We start from the raw sequence: 16172 nt of genomic DNA, 5'->3' as shown, positions 1-16172 counted from the left end.
TTAATATGATAACGATGTATCAAGCGGACAGAAATTTTGTCAGTCCGCAAAATGACGCTAGCTTATATAGCGGGATATCCGCTGATGTCAGTGGCATTTTAAATCGTGGCAATGCATTTAATGTTTCAGTTGATGGTCTAACGGCTACGGTTGATACGGGACAAGCCCTAATTTGCGGGCGGTTAGTTGAGGTAACCAGTCCTGAGTCACTGACTATCCCAGCTAATTCAAGTGGATATATCTGTATCGTGGTCGATCTATCAAAAACCAACGACGTATCTGGCAATGCCGGCGATCCAGACTATTCAGTTAACGTCAATCAGGTCTATGTAAGTGCTGTCACCCAGGCATATGTGCAGCAAGATGATTTAAATAATGGCGGTGTTATATATTGTTTCCCACTGACCGCATTTAGTTCGACGGCAACCAGTGCTACATTAAACGACCGCCGAGCAGTTTACTTGAATTCCACTTGGCGTAATTTAACGCCTGCAAATGGCACTGTTCAACAGTTGATTTATCGTATAAACAATGGAATCGTTTACATTAATGCTAACAAATTAGTCGGTTTAAAGCAGGGCGATAAATTGTTCACAATGCCCAGTTGGACGGTTCCAACTACGATATTGAATTTTGCTGTGGCATTAAGGCAAGAGAATAGTACGAATGGTGGTTCAGGCACAGGTATCGTTCAAATAGACACTGGTGGCGTTGCTACATTAACGTTAACGCCGGATAATTTAGCGCATAATTTCGTTTATGATATCTGGTTTACGACCAGCTATCCACTTAATTGAGGAATCATGGATAAAAATACAACAATAAATTACGGACAAGTGGTCAATGACGATAATGACATTATGATTGCTGAATTTTCGGCAACCGATAATAACGGTCTACATGATATCAATTTGGCTATCAACTCAATTGATTTATATAAAGCTAACAAAGATAAGATAATTACTGAATTTGATAATTTCTTACAAGAATTACAACCAGATAGTCCATCTGGTTCAGCTAGCAGTAGTAGCAGTCAAAGTGTACTAAACAGTAACAGCAATTAAAGGAAGGTAATATGAATGTGTTATTTTTAATAAACGCATTAGACGACTGGGGAACTTGGTCATCTGATTTGACTAACATTATTTTATTTGTCAGCTCTTTTCTCGCAGCTATTGCCAGTATCGTGGCTTGGGTACAGCACACGAAGAAAAAGATGGAATCCGAACGCACAATATGGTGGCAAGCTCAATACGAGCACTCTACCAAAAAGCGTGAAGAAGAGCATAAAAATACTGAAAACACGTTAAAAAATTCTATCGACAATCTTAACCAACTATTGGCAGAAATCCGTGATAAAGAGGAAGAACACCACGATAAAATCGTTAGTCACGAAACACGCCTTGATCGTGCAAAAGAAAGGTTGGATACTCACGGAAAAAGGATAGATGATCATGAAAATCGTATCCAGCGACTAGAAAGTAAATGAGCTAAAAAAAACACGAAAGGATAATTGATGAACAAAAGAAAAATATTAGGGGTTGCGATTTCTGCAATCCTTTTTTTAATGCCTTTTTCGGCTTCTGCTAATACCAACGGCATCGATACATCGAACTATCAGGGTAGCTCGCTATCGTATTTTCAATATTTTAAACGTTTAGGCGACAATTTCAACATCGTAAAACTAGGTGGTCATGGTGGAGGCGAAGGCTATCACTACCAAAATCCGGCTCGATTTGCTCAAGTTTATAATTCGGCTCAAGCCGGAATGCAGACGGCTGGCTATTTTTGGGGTCAGTTCGGCGACTCAGTCACTGATGCTCAATTGTCGGCTCAAATGGCGTTAAATGATGCTAGCGGGGTCTTGGCTAAGGGCTCATATATCGCTTTGGATTATGAGGCAGGCGCAGGCATTAATAAGGAAAATAACACCACGGCTATCTTAGCTTTTATGGACTACATCAAGGCTTCCGGTTATAAGCCGATGCTGTATTCAGGCGCTTATTACATCAGACAAAACGTTAATTTAAGTCGTATCAGCCAGCGCTATCCTAACAGCTTGTGGATAGCTTCTTATCCAACGACCGCTAATCAGCCAAAACCGAATATGAATTGGTTTCCACAAATGGATAGCATCAAGATCTGGCAGTACGCTGATAACCACTATGGTGTTGACGGCGATGTGATGGTCTCGGGCAGTTTGGATAACGATAAGTCAGTCAATAGTGTCACGACTAAGCCCTATAGACCAGCGACTACTAATAACACCAAGAAAACTTATTACGCAACTTTTAGCGGTGTTTATGTAGTCGACTACTGGGTCAGATATAACGGCAAATTATACGGTGTCAATTACGATATGTCGATCAAGCCGATTGATTATAACAACTATATCCCGATCAGTCCGATGGTCTTAACTGACCGTTACGGCAGAAGATTGAATAATCAATATATTCAAGGCAATAACGGCAGAATGGAATTCTTTACGATGCCGGGTAAATACAAGGTACTTTATCAAACCAATACTGCTGTTGAACTTGAAATAGCGGGCGAACCGGTTTGGATAAACAAAGCATTTGTCAACATTAAGTAAAAAGGAGAAATCATGCAGAATATAACTGATATAATCGTTTCGATCGTTGCCGTTATCATTCCGGCGATCGGAACTTATGTAATCAAACTATTAAAGAACCACAAACAAATTGAACTGGCTTTGGCATTCTTAAAGCCGGTAGCTGATTATGGCATTCTAGTTGCACAAAAACTGGGTGCTGTAGATTATCTGGAAGGGCAGGCCAAAAAGAACATCGCTATTTCAAAAGCTCAAGACAAATTACAGCAATTAGGTTTTGACAAAGCCGATGAGAACCTGTTAGCCACTACTATCAAAACCCAATATCTAGCTATCGCCGATGAACTTAATCGTTCTATTCCGCAGGTAACTAAAGAACAGGCTGATCAGGCAGCTAAACAAGCACAGTTAAAACAAGAACAAGACGCAGCCAAAGCTAAAGCTGATGCACTAGCAGCTGCACAAGCTGACTTAAAGAATGCTCAGGCTAAAGTAGCCGAATTAAGTAAATAATATAAAACACCCACTGGCTATACGCTGGTGGGTGTTTTTTTATTGCTTAAATATTTAAGCAAGAAGGAAATCAGCTAATGAAAAATAAAAATACAAAAAAATCTGTTAACGCTTCAGCTTTGGAAGGCACTGGCGCTAGCCATATCCGAGTAGCTGGCAAGATAGCTAAACAGTTAGGTATACCAGTCAGAGACTTTTTAAGGCATGTTGAAACCTATCGCTCTCAACAAAGATAATTATATATCCTTTTAAGGATATAAGCAAGAACTTTATAAATTATTGCTTATAGTTATCTACTATTTTAGCCGCTTCGATGATAAACATCGGATCAGTTATATTTTTCTTGAACAGATATTCGAGAATATCAGCCATCAGGTCATCAGAAAGATCACCGTCATCGCTATGAGCTAAGTCCCTCTGGCTATCGATAATCTCTTTGAAATTTGCAGTAATTACAGCCACGAGATTCGTATACTTCTGTTGCCCGATCGACCTCTGTAAATTAGAGATCAATTGGGCATCGTACATATCAGCCAACGCCTGAGCATTTTTAAGAGACAGATTATCGATGTCTGCTTGACCGTTTTTGATTCGATTAACGGTCATTTGTGACACACCAGTCTGTTTCTGAATGAAATAACCAGTGTTTTCAGCCAATAACTTTTCAATTTTATCTTTAATCTTCATGCAATAACCTCGAACTGCTCATAACCATTTTGATTGCCGATAAATGTAACCATGTCGCCAACGTGGATAGTCTTTTCAAAAATATGTTTCGTGTAGGTGTAATCCATGACTATTGTGCTGTCTTCAATGTAGTCGATAAATCCGCCCTTGCAATTAGCTTGACACCAACTCTTGCTTGCTGACCAGCTAGCTACACCGTCATATAACTCATCAGCTATACGATAGATTTTGAATTCTGTTTTACTGGGTACGGCTTTTTTAACAGCACGTTCCTGCCATTTTTCGCGGTCGAGAATAAGCTGTTCTTGGAAGAACTTGGCGTCCTTGGCTGAAATGACATCATTCTCATCAAAGATATATTGCAAGCGTGTTTTATCTCTTATAACGTTTTGAGCGATTTCGTTTTCGGCTTGAATTTCTTTGTCTTTTTTTGCTTGCTCTTCAATTGCTTTATTAATAGCCAATGCTTCGCTATGTAACTCAATCATTGGCTTGTAAACGATTTTTCCGGACTGGCTGAGGGTGGTAGCCATCAGTTTTCCAGTTTTTGAAATTCTTGTTTGCTGTTCGATCATCATCTTATCCTCTTAACACTTATATAATATATCTAAATATACTAAATTGCAATATATAAATATTACAATGAAGTTACAAATAAGTTAGACCGTGCAGACGGATTTATTTATCAATAAGCTTAAATAAAAAAATAATTTGCCACATATTTGCCACATATATCCTTTAAAGCCTTGATATATATGGGTTTTATGATCCTGTTCAGGGCATTCCAAGCGTTATATCAAAAACATCGATATAACGCTTTTTCTTTGCTTAAATGTTGATATAACGGCGTTTCTGCACTTCACATATCGTCACATAAAGACCCATACAGACCAATGAAAAATGCACAATTTACTGCACAATGCACAATTATTGCACAACGAAATTCATCAAATCAGCCACTTTATCTTCTTCATTTTCTCTCAGCGTTTGAAGCAAATGTGAGTAAACTTTTTCCGTAATTGCAATGCTTGAATGCCCCAAACGTTCGGATACATATTGAATAGAAACACCTTGAGACATTAAATAGCTAGCGTGGCTGTGCCTTAGTGCGTGAAAGGTCACTCTCTTAGCTTTGATCGTCTTTAAATCTCTTGTTAGAACGTGATTGATCGCTTCTCTGGTAATTGGTATCAACAAGCCGTAAACGTCCTTATACCGTTTAAGTACTTCCAATAAACGATTGTCTATTTTAATTATCCGATTACTAGCAGGTGTTTTAGGTACTTTGATATGCCCATTTCCATCCATGGCTTTGCTAATTGAAATTTTGGAATGCAAAAAATCGATATCTTTGATCGTTAAAGCCCGTATCTCACCGATCCGCATGCCTGTATGTATGGCAATTAAAATAGCCAGCTGCGAGGCGTTTGTTAAATGGTCGTATGAATACTGTTCTAAATGTTTAAAATCGCTAGCTTCCAAGAATTTAAGAGCTGCTGACTTACCAGCTTTGCCAGTAAGGGTCAACCTCTGGGTAATATCTTCACTGATTAATTTATCAGCATAAGCATCTTTAAGACAAGCTGAAATATGTGTTTTACGTTTAGCCACGGTTTCTTTGGCATGATCACGGCCGTACTTATTTAGGAAGTGCTGGTACTGTTCGCGATTAAAGGTATTTAAACGAGCGTAGGGCAGGTATCGTTTAATAATGTTCAGTGTGGTCTGATACTGATTTAGTGTAATGTCCGTTACATCTGTCTTATAAGTATCGACCCATCGCTCAAAATAATCACACAACAGTTCGTGCGAATTTGTGACATCCGATTTACCGGTAGTTATTTTCAACTCATTTTCAGTTAACCACGACTTGGCTTCGGTTTTAGTACGGAACCCCGATTTGCCGACCCGTTTGTGGTTAGGAGCTACTATTTGTACACGATATCTGCCGTTAGATTGTTTGGTGATTGAAGCCATGAAAACTCCTTATGGTATTGAGATACCTCTAAAAAAATGGAATTAAATTTTCAATTTTTTTGACATGTAATCAACTCTTTCTAAAAGCTTGCTAGGTATATTAAGTATTCGCCTGATTTCTAAGGCGTCATTCCCTAAAAATGCTTCAAAAGTCTGCAATCTTTGTTGAACCGAAGTCTTTAAGTAATTTTTATATGCCGAAGGAATTAGAGAAAACAATATGATTAACAATGCAAATAAATCTTTGTGCCCAATCTGGTCATAAATAAATTCATCGTGAGTAATAAAACTAGGGTCTTCCCCAAACAGCGCCTTGATATCCGATAATCTTAGAGACTTTTCGGGACTAATCTTGCTAATCAAATCGTCGTGAGCAAGCCCATTTCTATAATCTTGAAGTATTAACAAAGCTCTCACGAACAAATCTTTTTCATGATCAAAATCTCTAAAATTTAATTCAAAATGACCCATAATTTTTTTCTTTAATGTATCCGACAATATCAAAAACCAATATATTGATGTACCAAAATCGATATCTATAGCCAGTATCCATGGAGGGACGTTTCCTGCTTGATGTTACTCCAATAGCTATTCGGAAGGATGAAATTTAGCATTTGCGTATTGCTTCAATTTATCAGTGATCCTTTTTCTATCAATTGTTTGAGATGGATCATACAAATGGTAGTTTTGATATTTATACAGATCCAAATAATCAACAGTTTTGGTACCAATGCACTTAGATACGTAGTATTGAATTAAGTTCTTAAATCTTTTTTCAAATGATAAAATAGATAAAAGCAAATCTGAACAGAAAAATGTCTCATTGGTCTGAATCTCTGAGATTTTTTCTAAACTAAAACCATCTCTAAAAATTTCAGAGTTCGGTTGGCTTTCCAAGGCCCGCTGATATCCATTTACCAGAGTATAGTAAGAATGTATTGATAAAGCTAACTTACTAGTCTCTCGACTCATGCTTTGAATATGGTGCTTGCTAATTGCGTTGTTTAATTGTTGGTCCCAATCCTTAAAAGGTCCGTCTTTGTCCATAATTTTCCTAAAAAAAGAGCCTACTTGGTTAGTAGACCCTTTTTTTGTTGTCGCCATCAATTATCACCACCAAACACATAGTGACACGGGCATCGACAACTTGGTGCTAGCCAAATGATAACATTATTAAAATGAATATCAACTATCGTTTATTCGTCTTTCTAACCAGGTCGTTTAGATGAATGATTCGATCGGTACTTGAGAATTTAATAGCTGAAATTTCATCTTTATCAACATTTAGATTTTCAGGAATTTCTTCAGTTCTAGTTTGATTCCCAAGTGCTGGTAATGCAGCAAACATAGGAACGACTTTCCGTGTTATTTTTGACAAAATGGAAAAATTTGGGAAAACTTCTATCACTTCTAAACGGTCCTTGACAAAATCATATCTTCCCAAGTCTTTTTTTGTTTGCGGATCGATAATTTCTTCACCTTTATTGACAACAATAAAATTGTCTCCTTCTTTAACTAAGTCTTCGGATCCTAAATTGATCATAACTTGTTGATTATTCAAAATTTTAATTATTCAGCCATCCATAATGTTAATTTCTTCTCCTCTTCTAATTATGTACGCCACGATAGGGTGGCTGGTGGTTATTTAGTGATTGGCTGATTATTTTTAGATGGGTGCTGTAGAAAAAGAAAAACACAGCCAATAATTAATAGCACAATTGCAGGAAAGGCCATTGCAGCAGTAAAACCGAAAAGAACGCTTCCAATTAAACTTAATACTGATCCAACCAATGAAATACCGTATCTTTTAGATTGAACCAAAGTAGCGATATACAGCACAACACCGATCCAAGCTACTACATAAAAGAAAGCACCGTCAGAACTCGTATGGCTAGTCTTGTTTAATGCGTCTCCGATAGCATCTCCGAAAATAATGAACCACGAAATGGTAAACATCACGCACTCAAAGATGGCGTAAATTGCTCCCCAAGTATTTAATTTCAATCTCTTCATAATCTTTAATGTCTTTAATAATTTAAGTCCACCTTTTAACGTGAATGAGGTTGTTGCACGTATATATGCCAGGATAGGGTAGTTATTTGATAAGAAAATCTGCTGTGTATCTCAAACGTTGTTATACAGAGATCATTTAGTCTTTTCTAAAGGTTTTAATCCCGCATAAAATCAATCTTTCCACATTTTAACTGGCTCACCAGTCCATGGATTAAAATTAGGGTACTGATCAGTCCAAAGAACAAATTTTGGATCAGGATCGTATCCAATTAAATTCATAAAATCTGATATATCTAAAATCTTAGGAGAGAATTTTTTAGTCAATCTTGCGATTCTTTTGTCTATACGATTTTGGGTTTTAGTATCTCTAACGGCTTTTTTGTTGACCACGATTATATCGAGTTCCTTAGTTGAAGAGGTTACTTTTTTATAATTCAAATAATCGAGTCGATCGTATAACTTTGTGATCGGATTGATATTTTCAGGCTGATCTATTAAATACACATATTTAAACTTTGGTTCTATGTTTTCCATTTTCTAATCTTTTTCCTCGTTTATCATATCCAAAAATACAGATTCAGTAATTATTTTTATATCTTGGCCTTCTTGAAGTTTTTCTTGTGCTTTCTTTTGTTTGCCACTCAATCCTCCCTTAAGCACTGGAGAAAAAGAGGTATCTCCAACAACTAAATAATTGGTATCTTTGTTAATTCCTTGCTGAGGATTACCACCCAAGTCAGCAACTATTTGCCATGCTTGGGTTCTAGTAAATGATTCTATTTTACCAGTAAAAACTACATTTTGTTTAAACAGAGGAGAATCGATATCTATTTTTTGCGGATCGCTTGCCTCAATATCTTTAGCCATAGTCTTAGGCTTTCTTGGATATTTATGGTACTGTTTTTTGTAAAACCAATCGTTTCCCAGAATACTTTTTTCTGTATCGAAAACTAGTTTGGTCATCAACGAATCCGTAAAAGCTCTATGAGGATGATCGTCTTGCGGTGTGCCGATTCTTTCCCTTAAATCTTGTAATCGGTTATGCTGCTCCATGGGCCAGGCATGGCGGGCAATGCGAAGAGTGTCGATAAAATCATTAGAAAAGCTTTCTCCACCTTTGTCATACAAAAAATTAATATCAAAATTTACGTTATGGCCAACCACAATATCATCAGCAATAAAACCAAAAAACTTTTTTAAGGTTTCAAGCTCTGGTTTTCCATTTTGCAATATCATTTCAGTACTAATACCAGTTAAATTGGTTACAAAATTTGGAACTTCTGAAAAATTGCTGGGTTTTATAAGACTTTCAAATTTATCAGTTACGTTATTATCCCTAATCTTAATCCCAGCAACTTCGTATATATCCGACCATCTAGGGTCTAAATCTGATGTTTCGATGTCTATCAATGTATAGTCACTAATAAATTTAGCTAAGCTTTTTCCCTTATTACTTCGAATAATTTTTTTGGGTTTTCGATCAACTCTTGAAACGGTGCTATAAATGCCAGGAGCTATTTCAAATCTGTTTTCCATGATTTTGTCCTCGTCAAATCCCTTTAATTCCTTGTTAATCCACTAGTTCTGGACTAGAAGAATACAGATATTTTCCTATAACTATCACAGATGGCTCGTTATTTTCTATTTGGGTATTTGTATACTGAAAAGGTCTTTGTTCAGGATCGTAGCTATCTGGTTCAAATCTCAAAAATTTTGGATATTTATATAAATGTTTAAGGGTGGCTTTGTCTCCATCTATGATGACTGCCATGATGTCTCCATTTTCAAATTCGGTAGTTTTATATATCAAAGCAATACTGCCATCTGTTATTTTTTTGTTCATTGATGTTCCAACGATTTTTAAAGCCAAAAGATTATCTTTTCCATATTCTTTTACATATTTTTCGGGAACAGGCAAGTAACCTAATCTATCATCATCGTATCCGTTTGGATATCCGGCTACTATCTGACCGTATACGGGGATGTTTAAAGTGGGTGTTACAACTTTTATTTCTTTAAGGCCACTTTCTGAAAAAGCATTGTCATCGAAAAACCACTGTGGTTTTTTGTGGAACACAGCAGCTATTTCAATTATTTTTGTTGAATTTACGTCATTTCTTCCATTTAGCCAACCTGTTATAGTTGCTGGATTTACTTTTAATCTTCTTGCTATTTCAGCCTGTGAGAAGTTTGATTCTTCAATTGCTTTTCTTAATTGAAGCCTAAAAATATCCTTGTTTAGCATAAGTTAATTGTATCCATATGTTGACAAAAAGGAAATGTTTTATTTACAAATCGTAATGTATTTGTAAATGTATTTTATTGACGTAAGGTAAATATTAACGTATAGTTAATAAATGAAAGGAGGTAAAAACATTAATTACGAAAATCTTTTAAAAAGGATGCATAAATTTGGGATTAACCAAGCCCAATTAGCTAGAAAAATGAATATTTCACCCTCTTCTATAACATTAAAACTACTTAATAAAAGGGGCTTTTCTCAAAATGATGTTATAAAAATTGCTAATATTTTAGAAATACCTCCTAAAGATTTTGGCAAATATTTTTTTAATCAAACTATTAACAATACGTAAATATTTAGATAAAGGAAAATCATGGAAAGAGAAATATTAGATGTATTAAAGGATATAAAAAAGATCTCGATATCATCGCGAGTGGTAAAGAGATCTCGATTAATTATTAATCACCAGCTGGAGTAGTGATTGAATCCATTAAGTGTTTCAACGAATCAGTATAAGTAGATGGAATTGAATTAAGCGAATTTTTTAACCCATCAATATTTATCTTCACATCAAAAGCACCATCGGAAAGAAGAGATGATGCTTTGGACTCAGAATTCGACTTTGTCATAGCACCACCAACTTTCTTAAATGTTTCTGTTATGCCCTTGTTTATCTCACTAGATGCATTGGAAAGGGATGCTACTCCAGCAATCAAATTGTTATCGTATCAGCTTTTTGTCTGGTACTTCTACTGGTTTTCCAGCAGTTCAGCATACATCTTCTACTCATTGAGTAGTCGGGCGCTCGTGGACTGATTATTGTTGCCACTCACAATCTATGCGTTGCACATTCTATCCGAGTTTAAGGCGGGATAGCTTCGCTCAATGTTGGCATAGTTTATACCTTAGCTTTCATTGAATTCACCCGATGCAAAGTCACACGTCACCGTATGACAGGGCAATAAATAAATTTTAAACCTAATTGCAAGAAAGGAATAAAAAACAGGTGTGGATAGCAGCCACACCTGTAACTAAATTATGAATCAAATAAACGCTCTTAATTTTAACACGATAGTCGTTAATGAGGAGGAATCATGAAAGCGAAAGAATCATATTTCATGACACGCAAGCAAATAGCACAGATAATTCCTTGTTCAACAAATTTCTTCGATGAACATATTCGTTACAGTCAAGATTTTAAAGATATTGTTTCTGAAAAACACTTATCAAATAAAGTCTTATTTCCTAGGAAACAAGTAGAAGAATTTCTGGAGAGTTTATAGACCATGAGTAATAAATTATTAGAAATCATCCTGGCGTTCTTTGCGTTAGCCGGTTCGATAGATCTAATCGTTTTAATGGAAACATTCAGAAGAGACGGTGATGGGTCATACATAAAAGGATTCATCAATTTTATGAATGCCAATTCTAGATATGACCGTTATTGATTTTATGTCTAAAGCTGTGATCGACATAAAAAGCTCAGCAGAAGGCTGCTGCCGTTATCAAGAATAATTAAGTCAATCTTTTAAACTCCATTTATTTTTTTATCACACAAATAAAGCCTGCTTAGGCAGGCCTACATAAAGAGAAAACAACATGACAGAAAATTATGACAATTCAACCAGTCCTTTATTGATCAATGAGTCTCCGCTGCAGGTGTTACCAAGACTTGCTGTGGCAATAGGTTTGAACGAGGCGATCGTTTTACAGCAGATCCACTATTGGCTTAGAAAGCAATCAGAGGTCAAAGAAGGCAAAAAATGGGTCTATAACACCTATGAAGATTGGCAAAAACAATTTCCTTATTTAAAAATGGCTACGATCAGACGGACTTTTAAAAGCCTGGAAAAACAGGGGCTTTTGATCACAGGAAACTTCAATAAATATTCTTTTGACAAGACCAAGTGGTATTCGATCGACTATGAAAAACTTGATTCTTTGAGCAGACGATGTGCTCAAATTGAGCAGACGGACTGCTCAAATAGTACACATGCGACTGCTCAAAATGAGCACACCAATACCATTAGACTACCAGAGACTACGACAGAGAATAATGATGATATGTCAGGCAAGCCTGACGCCTCCTCATCAAAATCAAAATTATCCCGAACGGACGTAGCCAGAAAAGCTCTCGAATATTTTAACCAAAAGACAGACAAGCACTTAAAACCGACTACAGATAACCTGAAACAGCTGCTGGCTAGATTAAAGGCAGGTTATTCGGCTGAAGACATCAAAAAAGTCATTGATCTTGCTGCAAAGCATTGGGTCGGCAAAAACGAATACAAAAATTACGTCAGACCATCGACCATCTTCAACCAGCGTTTTGATGATCGCCTTAATGGCAATTACGTTTGGGAATTCAAAGACTTCGATAAAAAACCTGCTGGTATCCAGGCAAAAGAAGTTGAGATCGATTATCAAAAGATCCCAACTAAAAAAATAGACAATCAGACGGCTATGAAAGTTCTGGAGGAATTTGAAAAGTCAAAAAGGGGGCAGTCATGAACGAAGAAAAGATGGCCATATACAAAGTTTTGAACAAAAATAGATTCACTTCAGTTAAAGACCTAGTCTATAAAACCGGATTACCCGATCGGAAGATAAGGATCTTGTGCAGTTCAATGGTCCAAGATGACGAAATTCCCTTGATATCTTCTAACTCGTGTACTCCAGGCAGGCACGGCTACAAGATAGCCGCCAGTGTTGACGAATTGAAGAGTGCTTCTCGCTTGTTGAGATCACATGCAGATGCAGAATATTTACACGCTTTCAAGCTGGATATGATCGCAAAGGATTTTTCATGAATATCGATAGCGATGATTTGCTTAAAGAATTACAGCCCGAACCAGAGCTTTATTGTCCAATCTGCTGGCAGTTCGATCGAGTTTCGAGGATCGCGACCGATTGGCATCATTTGAGTCACAAAACACTTGGGTCGATGGGCGGCAGAAAAGAATATTTTCAGGCAGGAGACATCATAGTTCCTCTGTGCCGTATCCATCATAGCGAACTGCATAGTTTAGGCCGAAAAAGGTTTGAAGCCAAGTACGGACCGTTATTCGAATATGAATTAGATAAATGGCAGGCAGAGGAAAGAAATCAGCTTCACTACAAGCACAAAGCAAAACATAAGAATCGAGGAATGAGGTAATGACAAACAAAAAAGAAAGATGGGAAAAAATAGTCAGATTGGCAAATATCTTAGCTAATTTACCAAGCGGATCAAAGATCGAAGATGTTAATAATTTTTGTCTGGCTCATGGCCTTGAAAAAGATTATCACGAGATTACCTACTGGTTTTCAAACGAAGGAAAAGAAGCGATCAAAGAAGCTGCTTCGATCAAAGCTGTCGATCATCGAAATTATCTGAACGATCCATTCAAAAGACAAAGATTTATCGGTTTATGGAAATCTGGAAAAATGATCAAAGAAATTTCCGAAGAACTTTCTTTGAGTCGAAACACAGTGACTCGTTTCGTAGATGAATTAGGGCTCCCTAAACATGCTAATCAAATCAACAGAAAAAAGAGATCTAAACAGCAGATGGCTCATACAAAAGATTTTCTAGAAACTGATTTAAAAAAGAGGGGAGTGATCAGATGACCTTTATTAAAAAACTACGGCTTAAATTAGCCTTATCATCGACTAAAAGAGAATTATGCCGGATTCATATCAAACAGCAATGGCCAACAGACAATCCCTTCGCTCTTAAAGAACAAGAGAGGTTATTCGCTGATAAGGTAAAGGATCTTCAGGAATTATTAAAATGAAAGATGCAGCGATCGATTTCACAATGATTAAGAAAGTCGGCGATTCATGAAAGAACAAGATGATAAGATTCCGGATTATGTATTGAAGTGGTTAAGGAACTTATCAATGATCATTAGAAATTGCACCAAAGATCCCAGATCATTCAAAAGCCTTTTTCTTCAAACAGCATTATCCTTTCAGTCAATGAATAGACAAGTAGCTGTATGGTATTTCAATAACAAAAGATCAGATGAATTGATAGCAAAAACGATATTAGAAAATGAATGGGGATTTGATAGGCATGAACAAAAAACAAAGAAATAAGCAAGTTAGGATATATAAAAAAATTTAATTAACAAAATGGGTTAATCATTGGTTAGTAAATAAGTCATCTATTAAGTAAGGATAAGTAAACAAATTATTAAGCAATCAAATTATTAATAAATCAAATTATTAAGCAACCAAATTATTTGGGGATTAAATATGACAAATAAAAAAAGCACCTCGGCCAGCGCTTTTAAGTAACACAACGTTACCCAATCAATTATAAGGAGCTTATCATTTTGGGGCAAGACGTTAAATGCAACAGTAAATCTATATCTGATAAAAAGATCGCAGCTAACGTTTATAATTACCTTGCTTCGACCTACCAGCTTAAAAAAGACCAGCTAAAAGTGATCGAACCTGGTATAAAATCACCGACTTTTTCAACAGACAAAGTTCAATCAGGGTCTGGCCACAATTTAGTAGAAGATAAGTTGATTATGTATTTAGATCTTAAAGATGAAATTGAAACTTGCGAACGAGCTATAAGAGTTTTAGACGGCCGAGGATATTACATCTTACATAAATGCTACTTAGATAATAAAAGGGATATCGAGATAGCGAGATCACAAGGATGGCTGAGACGTAGAAAAGATAATTATATCGAAGAGCCTAATCAGACCTATTGGGACCATAAAAGACACGAAGCCATCACGTTTGCTAAGGTTTTTGCATTTGATCATCTAAATTTTTTTGTTTAATATCCGTAGCGAGTCCGGGGTAATCCCGTAGTAAATCCGTAGCGGATCCGTAGTATTCAGGGTAGATAATGATATTGTCAAATAATACAGATAAGCAGAAGCTAGTTTTTAAAACTAGCTTTTTATTTACTTTGATAGGTGGAAGTTTGAAGTATATCAAGGAAATTTTGGAAAAAGCTGTTCTTTTAAAAGAACATGGTTTTTTTATCCAGAAATAACAAAACAATTGAATAAAGATTTTCATTCAGATTTTTCCATTAGTTCTGTTAATCACGCTGTTTTAAGTTTTCAAAGAGGAGAATACAAGAACTTAATCAGGCAGCCACGTATTAAGGAAAATAATAGCAAAGCTAAGGAGTTTGTCACTGCAAAAAAGTCTGTTGATGATAATGGAAATATTACTTCGATTGATTTTGATATTAAATTTGAAGATTTTCGAAAACGATCGAATAAATCTCCGGAAGATATCTTAAAGTTTGCTGGATACGATATCAAAGATTGGCAAGTATCTAACATTACCAATAACGATTGGTCGGTCACTAATAAAGATGGTGATAAGTATTGGAACCATCAAGTTAAATTATCAGCTAAACCAAGAAATAAATCTGGTTTATCTATTGATGAAATTATTTATTTGTTCAACAAAAATATTGAGCCGGTCCATATTAGACAAGAATCCCAGCCATCTTTTAAGACTAATCTCGTCATCCCCTTAGTAGACTTACATTTCTCTGAAATGACTTACGAGGAATATCTCCCGTACCTTAAGGGCATTAAACAGATAGTAGTTAAGGGTTATAAAACGATTGTCATTGAACAATTAGGCGATCTATTTGATTCAGATAAGATCAATAGTGAAGAAACAGTAAAGGGTACTCAATTAGAAGATGGTAATATGCCACAGGCAGTTGAGGACGCAAGCAAGTTTATTTTTGATTTGATTCAATTTAGTATAAAACATTCCACTAATTTTGCTATGAAATATGTAGGAGGGAATCATGATTTTGATGAAAGTTATATGTTTCAGTGGGCCATTAAACAAAGGTTTCCCTAAGCTGACATTGACATAAATAATGGCTATCGAAACGCTTATCTGTTAGATAACGTTGGAATCGTTATCAGCCATGGGGATGTCTCAGAGAAAAAGATACCTGTTTTATTTCCTGTCGAATTCAAAGATGTTTACACCAAGGCAAAGTGGGCCGAATCACATTCGGGTCATCTTCATTATTTAAGGAATGAAGATATGAACGGATTAATGTTTCGGCAGTTTCCGACGCCAGTTAAAGGAAATTCGTGGAATTACAAAATGGGTTTGACGATGGCTCATAAGTTTATGGAAATCATAGAGTATTATCCCGATAAGCCCAAGGAAATTTATTACATT

27 protein-coding genes are annotated in these 16172 nt (G+C 36.1%); 16 read left to right on the top strand and 11 right to left on the bottom strand.

Going from position 1 to position 16172, the window contains the following annotated elements; all coding sequences use genetic code 11:
• Positions 1 to 5: 5 nt before the first annotated feature.
• The 6 genes from ACKP2L_RS05260 (at position 6) to ACKP2L_RS05235 (ending at position 3321) form a co-directional block, all read left to right on the top strand.
• Positions 6 to 797, top strand: a complete 792-nt coding sequence (locus ACKP2L_RS05260) for a hypothetical protein (protein ID WP_439424821.1) — start codon at positions 6 to 8, stop codon at positions 795 to 797.
• 6 nt (positions 798 to 803) lie between these two features.
• On the top strand, positions 804 to 1064 hold the full coding sequence (locus tag ACKP2L_RS05255; protein WP_439424820.1) for a hypothetical protein: 261 nt from the start codon (positions 804 to 806) through the stop codon (positions 1062 to 1064).
• 11 nt (positions 1065 to 1075) lie between these two features.
• Positions 1076 to 1489 (top strand): hypothetical protein, encoded by a 414-nt coding sequence (locus ACKP2L_RS05250; protein WP_439424819.1) that lies wholly within the window; start codon positions 1076 to 1078, stop codon positions 1487 to 1489.
• 27 nt (positions 1490 to 1516) lie between these two features.
• A complete protein-coding gene (locus tag ACKP2L_RS05245; RefSeq protein WP_439424818.1) occupies positions 1517 to 2593 on the top strand; it encodes a GH25 family lysozyme in 1077 nt (358 codons plus the stop codon).
• A 12-nt stretch (positions 2594 to 2605) separates the two neighbouring features.
• Complete coding sequence (locus ACKP2L_RS05240) at positions 2606 to 3085, top strand: phage holin, LLH family (protein WP_439424817.1); 480 nt, start codon at positions 2606 to 2608, stop codon at positions 3083 to 3085.
• Between the two features lie 77 nt (positions 3086 to 3162).
• Positions 3163 to 3321, top strand: coding sequence for a hypothetical protein (locus ACKP2L_RS05235; protein WP_439424816.1), 159 nt, complete (start codon positions 3163 to 3165; stop codon positions 3319 to 3321).
• Between the two features lie 40 nt (positions 3322 to 3361).
• On the opposite strand, the gene ACKP2L_RS05230 is transcribed toward ACKP2L_RS05235, so the two are convergent.
• The 10 genes from ACKP2L_RS05230 to ACKP2L_RS05185 form a co-directional block, all read right to left on the bottom strand.
• The gene (locus tag ACKP2L_RS05230) at positions 3362 to 3772 is read right to left on the bottom strand and encodes a hypothetical protein (protein WP_439424815.1); all 411 of its coding nucleotides are present in this window, start codon (positions 3770 to 3772) and stop codon (positions 3362 to 3364) included.
• The gene (locus tag ACKP2L_RS05225) at positions 3769 to 4350 is read right to left on the bottom strand and encodes a hypothetical protein (RefSeq protein WP_439424814.1); all 582 of its coding nucleotides are present in this window, start codon (positions 4348 to 4350) and stop codon (positions 3769 to 3771) included. Before ACKP2L_RS05225 ends, ACKP2L_RS05230 begins: the two co-directional genes overlap by 4 nt.
• Before the next feature lie 349 nt (positions 4351 to 4699).
• Positions 4700 to 5749 (bottom strand): tyrosine-type recombinase/integrase, encoded by a 1050-nt coding sequence (locus ACKP2L_RS05220; protein ID WP_439424813.1) that lies wholly within the window; start codon positions 5747 to 5749, stop codon positions 4700 to 4702.
• A 42-nt stretch (positions 5750 to 5791) separates the two neighbouring features.
• On the bottom strand, positions 5792 to 6265 hold the full coding sequence (locus ACKP2L_RS05215; protein WP_439426208.1) for a hypothetical protein: 474 nt from the start codon (positions 6263 to 6265) through the stop codon (positions 5792 to 5794).
• Positions 6266 to 6337: 72 nt separating this feature from the next.
• On the bottom strand, positions 6338 to 6853 hold the full coding sequence (locus ACKP2L_RS05210) for a hypothetical protein (protein ID WP_439424812.1): 516 nt from the start codon (positions 6851 to 6853) through the stop codon (positions 6338 to 6340).
• A gap of 85 nt (positions 6854 to 6938) precedes the next feature.
• A complete protein-coding gene (locus ACKP2L_RS05205; protein ID WP_439424811.1) occupies positions 6939 to 7310 on the bottom strand; it encodes a hypothetical protein in 372 nt (123 codons plus the stop codon).
• 80 nt (positions 7311 to 7390) lie between these two features.
• Entirely contained in the window at positions 7391 to 7762 is a 372-nt protein-coding gene (locus ACKP2L_RS05200) for a transporter (RefSeq protein WP_439424810.1), read from the bottom strand.
• A gap of 171 nt (positions 7763 to 7933) precedes the next feature.
• The gene (locus tag ACKP2L_RS05195; protein WP_439424809.1) at positions 7934 to 8296 is read right to left on the bottom strand and encodes a hypothetical protein; all 363 of its coding nucleotides are present in this window, start codon (positions 8294 to 8296) and stop codon (positions 7934 to 7936) included.
• 3 nt (positions 8297 to 8299) lie between these two features.
• Positions 8300 to 9298, bottom strand: coding sequence for an exonuclease domain-containing protein (locus ACKP2L_RS05190; RefSeq protein WP_439424808.1), 999 nt, complete (start codon positions 9296 to 9298; stop codon positions 8300 to 8302).
• Positions 9299 to 9332: 34 nt separating this feature from the next.
• Positions 9333 to 10007: a LexA family protein gene (locus ACKP2L_RS05185; RefSeq protein ID WP_439424807.1), complete on the bottom strand. Its 675-nt coding sequence runs from the start codon at positions 10005 to 10007 to the stop codon at positions 9333 to 9335.
• Between the two features lie 112 nt (positions 10008 to 10119).
• Between ACKP2L_RS05185 and ACKP2L_RS05180 the strand changes: the two genes are divergently transcribed.
• A complete protein-coding gene (locus ACKP2L_RS05180; RefSeq protein ID WP_439424806.1) occupies positions 10120 to 10356 on the top strand; it encodes a helix-turn-helix domain-containing protein in 237 nt (78 codons plus the stop codon).
• Between the two features lie 106 nt (positions 10357 to 10462).
• On the opposite strand, the gene ACKP2L_RS05175 is transcribed toward ACKP2L_RS05180, so the two are convergent.
• Positions 10463 to 10633, bottom strand: coding sequence for a hypothetical protein (locus tag ACKP2L_RS05175; RefSeq protein WP_439424805.1), 171 nt, complete (start codon positions 10631 to 10633; stop codon positions 10463 to 10465).
• A gap of 465 nt (positions 10634 to 11098) precedes the next feature.
• Between ACKP2L_RS05175 and ACKP2L_RS05170 the strand changes: the two genes are divergently transcribed.
• From ACKP2L_RS05170 to ACKP2L_RS05130, 9 genes are all read left to right on the top strand, one after another.
• A complete protein-coding gene (locus tag ACKP2L_RS05170) occupies positions 11099 to 11287 on the top strand; it encodes a DNA-binding protein (protein ID WP_439424804.1) in 189 nt (62 codons plus the stop codon).
• 316 nt (positions 11288 to 11603) lie between these two features.
• Positions 11604 to 12515: a conserved phage C-terminal domain-containing protein gene (locus tag ACKP2L_RS05165; protein ID WP_439424803.1), complete on the top strand. Its 912-nt coding sequence runs from the start codon at positions 11604 to 11606 to the stop codon at positions 12513 to 12515.
• Entirely contained in the window at positions 12512 to 12814 is a 303-nt protein-coding gene (locus ACKP2L_RS05160; protein ID WP_439424802.1) for a hypothetical protein, read from the top strand. The genes ACKP2L_RS05165 and ACKP2L_RS05160 overlap by 4 nt, the downstream gene beginning before the upstream one ends.
• Positions 12811 to 13161, top strand: coding sequence for a hypothetical protein (locus tag ACKP2L_RS05155; RefSeq protein ID WP_439424801.1), 351 nt, complete (start codon positions 12811 to 12813; stop codon positions 13159 to 13161). Before ACKP2L_RS05160 ends, ACKP2L_RS05155 begins: the two co-directional genes overlap by 4 nt.
• Positions 13161 to 13613 carry a hypothetical protein gene (locus ACKP2L_RS05150; RefSeq protein WP_439424800.1) on the top strand — a complete coding sequence of 151 codons (453 nt, stop codon included), beginning with the start codon at positions 13161 to 13163 and terminating at the stop codon, positions 13611 to 13613. The genes ACKP2L_RS05155 and ACKP2L_RS05150 overlap by 1 nt, the downstream gene beginning before the upstream one ends.
• Complete coding sequence (locus ACKP2L_RS05145) at positions 13610 to 13780, top strand: hypothetical protein (RefSeq protein WP_439424799.1); 171 nt, start codon at positions 13610 to 13612, stop codon at positions 13778 to 13780. Before ACKP2L_RS05150 ends, ACKP2L_RS05145 begins: the two co-directional genes overlap by 4 nt.
• A 46-nt stretch (positions 13781 to 13826) precedes the next feature.
• Positions 13827 to 14084, top strand: coding sequence for a hypothetical protein (locus ACKP2L_RS05140; RefSeq protein WP_439424798.1), 258 nt, complete (start codon positions 13827 to 13829; stop codon positions 14082 to 14084).
• 239 nt (positions 14085 to 14323) lie between these two features.
• Positions 14324 to 14785, top strand: coding sequence for a hypothetical protein (locus tag ACKP2L_RS05135; protein ID WP_439424797.1), 462 nt, complete (start codon positions 14324 to 14326; stop codon positions 14783 to 14785).
• 226 nt (positions 14786 to 15011) lie between these two features.
• Entirely contained in the window at positions 15012 to 15839 is an 828-nt protein-coding gene (locus ACKP2L_RS05130) for a hypothetical protein (protein WP_439424796.1), read from the top strand.
• Positions 15840 to 16172 lie beyond the last annotated feature (333 nt).

Source organism: Oenococcus alcoholitolerans, assembly GCF_051852995.1.
Classification (GTDB): Bacteria; Bacillota; Bacilli; order Lactobacillales; family Lactobacillaceae; genus Oenococcus; species Oenococcus alcoholitolerans.
The sequence above is the reverse complement of the archived record's forward strand: the minus strand, read 5'-3'. Positions and strand labels throughout refer to the sequence as shown.

Excerpts from the sequence above, each read along its gene's own strand:
- ACKP2L_RS05140 (WP_439424798.1), top strand. The coding sequence starts at position 13,827 with ATGAAAGAACAAGATGATAAGATTCCGGATTATGTATTGAAGTGGTTA.
- ACKP2L_RS05250 (WP_439424819.1), top strand. The coding sequence starts at position 1,076 with ATGAATGTGTTATTTTTAATAAACGCATTAGACGACTGGGGAACTTGG.
- ACKP2L_RS05195 (WP_439424809.1), bottom strand. The coding sequence starts at position 8,296 with ATGGAAAACATAGAACCAAAGTTTAAATATGTGTATTTAATAGATCAG.
- ACKP2L_RS05175 (WP_439424805.1), bottom strand. The coding sequence starts at position 10,633 with ATGACAAAGTCGAATTCTGAGTCCAAAGCATCATCTCTTCTTTCCGAT.
- ACKP2L_RS05240 (WP_439424817.1), top strand. The coding sequence starts at position 2,606 with ATGCAGAATATAACTGATATAATCGTTTCGATCGTTGCCGTTATCATT.
- ACKP2L_RS05220 (WP_439424813.1), bottom strand. The coding sequence starts at position 5,749 with ATGGCTTCAATCACCAAACAATCTAACGGCAGATATCGTGTACAAATA.
- ACKP2L_RS05230 (WP_439424815.1), bottom strand. The coding sequence starts at position 3,772 with ATGAAGATTAAAGATAAAATTGAAAAGTTATTGGCTGAAAACACTGGT.
- ACKP2L_RS05190 (WP_439424808.1), bottom strand. The coding sequence starts at position 9,298 with ATGGAAAACAGATTTGAAATAGCTCCTGGCATTTATAGCACCGTTTCA.
- ACKP2L_RS05160 (WP_439424802.1), top strand. The coding sequence starts at position 12,512 with ATGAACGAAGAAAAGATGGCCATATACAAAGTTTTGAACAAAAATAGA.
- ACKP2L_RS05180 (WP_439424806.1), top strand. The coding sequence starts at position 10,120 with ATGAAAGGAGGTAAAAACATTAATTACGAAAATCTTTTAAAAAGGATG.
- ACKP2L_RS05145 (WP_439424799.1), top strand. The coding sequence starts at position 13,610 with ATGACCTTTATTAAAAAACTACGGCTTAAATTAGCCTTATCATCGACT.
- ACKP2L_RS05185 (WP_439424807.1), bottom strand. The coding sequence starts at position 10,007 with ATGCTAAACAAGGATATTTTTAGGCTTCAATTAAGAAAAGCAATTGAA.
- ACKP2L_RS05200 (WP_439424810.1), bottom strand. The coding sequence starts at position 7,762 with ATGAAGAGATTGAAATTAAATACTTGGGGAGCAATTTACGCCATCTTT.
- ACKP2L_RS05245 (WP_439424818.1), top strand. The coding sequence starts at position 1,517 with ATGAACAAAAGAAAAATATTAGGGGTTGCGATTTCTGCAATCCTTTTT.
- ACKP2L_RS05225 (WP_439424814.1), bottom strand. The coding sequence starts at position 4,350 with ATGATGATCGAACAGCAAACAAGAATTTCAAAAACTGGAAAACTGATG.
- ACKP2L_RS05260 (WP_439424821.1), top strand. The coding sequence starts at position 6 with ATGATAACGATGTATCAAGCGGACAGAAATTTTGTCAGTCCGCAAAAT.
- ACKP2L_RS05155 (WP_439424801.1), top strand. The coding sequence starts at position 12,811 with ATGAATATCGATAGCGATGATTTGCTTAAAGAATTACAGCCCGAACCA.
- ACKP2L_RS05255 (WP_439424820.1), top strand. The coding sequence starts at position 804 with ATGGATAAAAATACAACAATAAATTACGGACAAGTGGTCAATGACGAT.
- ACKP2L_RS05150 (WP_439424800.1), top strand. The coding sequence starts at position 13,161 with ATGACAAACAAAAAAGAAAGATGGGAAAAAATAGTCAGATTGGCAAAT.
- ACKP2L_RS05165 (WP_439424803.1), top strand. The coding sequence starts at position 11,604 with ATGACAGAAAATTATGACAATTCAACCAGTCCTTTATTGATCAATGAG.
- ACKP2L_RS05210 (WP_439424812.1), bottom strand. The coding sequence starts at position 6,853 with ATGGCGACAACAAAAAAAGGGTCTACTAACCAAGTAGGCTCTTTTTTT.
- ACKP2L_RS05235 (WP_439424816.1), top strand. The coding sequence starts at position 3,163 with ATGAAAAATAAAAATACAAAAAAATCTGTTAACGCTTCAGCTTTGGAA.
- ACKP2L_RS05170 (WP_439424804.1), top strand. The coding sequence starts at position 11,099 with ATGAAAGCGAAAGAATCATATTTCATGACACGCAAGCAAATAGCACAG.